Source organism: Streptomyces hirsutus, from assembly GCF_001418415.1.
Lineage (GTDB): Bacteria > Actinomycetota > Actinomycetes > Streptomycetales > Streptomycetaceae > Streptomyces > Streptomyces hirsutus.
In genome coordinates this window covers 1-3121 of sequence record NZ_LIQT01000553.1, presented here as the reverse complement: position 1 = coordinate 3121, position 3121 = coordinate 1, and the positions used below count along the sequence as shown (strand labels likewise).

Genomic DNA, 3121 nt, shown 5'->3' with positions numbered 1-3121 from the left:
GCCCCGTCCCCACCGGACCGCAGCACCCCGAGCATCTCCCGCAACTCCGTCAACGCCTGCCGGCCCATGTCCCCCACCAGCGCGGCGTTCTTCACCGCCTTCTCCGGATCCTTCCGCGCCACCGCCTGCAACGCCGCCGCGTGCACCACCATCAGACTCACCCGGTGCGCGACCACGTCGTGCATCTCCCGCGCGATCCGCGTCCGCTCCTCGTTGCGCGCCCACTCGGCCCGCTCCTCGGCCCGCTCGGCCAGCAACTGAAGCTCCCGCTCCAGACTGTCCGCCCGCTCCCGCAGACTCTCCATCAGCCGCCGCCGCGCCCCCACGTACAGTCCCAGCAGCACCGGCGGCGCGGTAAGCCCCAACGACGTCGTGATCGACGCGAACGGAAGGAACCAGTCCCCCAGATCCAGCTCCCCCCGCACCATGTCCTGCCGCACCCGCACCAGCGTCACGATGAAGGTCCCCACCAGCGACATCCCGGCGAGCGACGCGATGATCCGGCGCGGCAACTCCGACGCCGCCAGCGTGTACAGACCCACCAGGCCCATCAGGAAACCCATCTGGGCCGGCGTGATGGCGATCACCACCAGCACCACGGCGATCGGCCAGTGCCGCCGCACCAGCAGCACCGAACCCGCCAGCAACCCGAACACCACACCCACGGCCACCGGAATCCCCGCGTCCCGCGCGAACGGAATTCCCTCCAGCCCGCACTCCAGCGCGGACACCGCCGCAAGGCCCACATCCAGCACGGCACTGCGCCGTCTGCCCCACCACCACGGCCCTCCCCGGGCCGTCACATGGTCTTCCCCCGTCGTGGTCATGCCTCCACCCTACGGGCGCCCGGTGCCGGTTTTCCGGGGACTTTCCCCGACCGGTCCCCACCACATTCCGTGACCGTTCGGATGCGGTACCACCCGAAATCCCTCGAACTGCCGAACCGCACACCGTTCGACCCTGGAAGCCCGCATTCCGGCCAGACGGTATGCGGGTGACACATGCACCAGGCAAATACACCGACTTCGAAGCACTGAGGGACCAGGCGGTGGCACTGCGGCGGGCGGGGCTGAGCCGACGCCAGATCCGCGACAGACTCCACGTCGACAACAACGACCTCCTCAACCGCCTCCTGCAGGGCGAGCCGCCGCCGGAGTGGACGAAGCGCCCGAACGCGAAGGACGACCTGAGGAACAGGGCGCGGGAACTCCGCCTCCAGGGATGGACCTACGACCGGATCCAGGTGGAGCTGGGCTGCTCCAAGAGTTCTATTTCGCTGTGGGTGAGGGACCTTCCGAAGCCGGAGCAGCGGGATCCATCGGAGCAGGCGAAGCTCGCGGCGCAGAAGAGGTGGGAACACGAGCTGGCGATGCGGGACGCCGTACGCGAACGGACGAAGGCGAGTGCACGGCAGGAGATCGGACCGCTCACAGACCGGGAACTCTTCCTGCTCGGCGTGGGGCTCTATTGGGCCGAGGGGGCGAAGGACAAGGTTTACAGCCGCCGGGAGTTCGTCCTCTTCGTCAACAGCGACCCCGACATGATCAAAGTGTTCCTCGCCTGGCTCGACCTGCTCCAGGTGGAACGAGAGCGCCTGCGCTTCCGCTTGATGATCCACGAGTCCGCCGACGTAGCAGCCGCCGAGCAGTACTGGGCAACTCTCGTGGGCACGAGCAGCGCCCGCTTCGGTAAGACGACGCTCAAGAAGCACAACCCCAAGACGGTCCGAAAGAACGTGGGCGAGCACTATCGCGGCTGCTTGGTGATCAGTGTCCTGCAGAGCGCGGATCTGTACCGACGGATCGAGGGTTGGTGGAACGGAATCGTCCTTGGCAGCTCGCCAGGCTCCGGTAAGGTCTGATGCAGCGATCCGCCGTAGTGTAATTGGCAGCACGGCACCCTTTGGAGGTGTTCGGTCTAGGTTCGAGTCCTAGCGGCGGAGCTGCCAGCGGGCCCTGACCTCCACAGGTCAGGGCCCGCACGCATGTCCCCCCACGACCACCCCGGTATCCTGCGGATGTCCCCTCCCCCTTACAGCCGAAGGGCATCCTTGTGAGCGCCAATCGCCCGGCAGCCGTCGTCGTTCTCGCAGCGGGTGAGGGCACCCGTATGAAGTCGGCCACCCCGAAGGTCCTGCACGACATCTGCGGCCGTTCCCTGGTGGGTCATGTGCTGGCCGCCTCCGGCGAGCTGGAGCCGGAGAGCCTGGTCGTCGTCGTGGGGCACGCCCGCGAGCAGGTGACCGCACACCTCGCCGAGGTCGCCCCGGGGGCCCGTACCGCGGTGCAGGCGGAGCAGAACGGCACCGGGCACGCGGTGCGGATGGGGCTGGAGGAGCTGGGTGGCTCCGTGGACGGGACCGTGGTCGTGGTCTGTGGTGACACCCCGCTGCTGACCGGTGAGACGCTGCGCCGGCTTTCGGCCACGCATTCCGCCGACGGCAATGCGGTGACGGTGCTGACGGCCGAGGTACCGGACGCGACGGGGTACGGGCGGATCGTGCGCGACGAGGCGTCCGGAGCCGTCACCGCGATCGTGGAGCACAAGGACGCGTCTCCGGAGCAGCGGGCGATCCGGGAAATCAATTCGGGTGTGTTCGCGTTCGACGGGGCGTTGCTGGCGGGTGCGCTGAAGAAGGTGCGGACGGACAACAGTCAGGGTGAGGAGTACCTGACGGACGTCCTGGGGATTCTGCGTGAGGCGGGGCACCGGGTGGGTGCGTCGGTGGCGGGTGATCACCGGGAGATCGCGGGGATCAACAACCGGGTGCAGTTGTCCCAGGCGCGGCGGATTCTCAATGACCGGTTGCTGACCGCCGCCATGCTCTCGGGGGTGACGGTCGTCGACCCCGCTACGACGTGGGTGGACGTCTCGGTGACGTTCGAGCAGGACGTGGTGGTGCATCCGGGGACGCAGTTGCACGGGGCGACGCATCTTGCCGAGGGGTGCGAGGTGGGGCCGAATGCGCGGCTGACGGATACGCGGGTTCCGGAGGCGTCGGTGGGTCCGTTCGCCTATCTGCGTCCGGGGACGCGGTTGGGGCGTTGGGGGAAGATCTGCACGTCTGTTTAGACGAATAACGCGTCGTTCGGTGAGGCTACGACGCTTCCGCATCTGTCGT

At 68.0% G+C, this 3121-nt stretch carries 2 protein-coding genes, 1 tRNA gene and 1 pseudogene; 3 read left to right on the top strand and 1 reads right to left on the bottom strand.

From position 1 onward, the window contains the following. Positions 1 to 827 (bottom strand): sensor histidine kinase (locus tag AOK11_RS34115; protein ID WP_240497597.1); only part of this gene is annotated, 827 nt, incomplete at its 3' end. 167 nt (positions 828 to 994) lie between these two features. Here AOK11_RS34115 and AOK11_RS34110 point away from each other — a divergent pair. The 3 genes and pseudogenes from AOK11_RS34110 to AOK11_RS34100 all read left to right on the top strand — a co-directional run. After that, the gene (locus tag AOK11_RS34110; RefSeq protein ID WP_055597538.1) at positions 995 to 1861 is read left to right on the top strand and encodes a hypothetical protein; all 867 of its coding nucleotides are present in this window, start codon (positions 995 to 997) and stop codon (positions 1859 to 1861) included. A gap of 8 nt (positions 1862 to 1869) precedes the next feature. Then, positions 1870 to 1942, top strand: a tRNA-Gln gene (locus AOK11_RS34105). Positions 1943 to 2052: 110 nt separating this feature from the next. Continuing rightward, positions 2053 to 3069 (top strand): annotated as a pseudogene (locus AOK11_RS34100) (NTP transferase domain-containing protein); the annotation flags it as partial. Positions 3070 to 3121 lie beyond the last annotated feature (52 nt).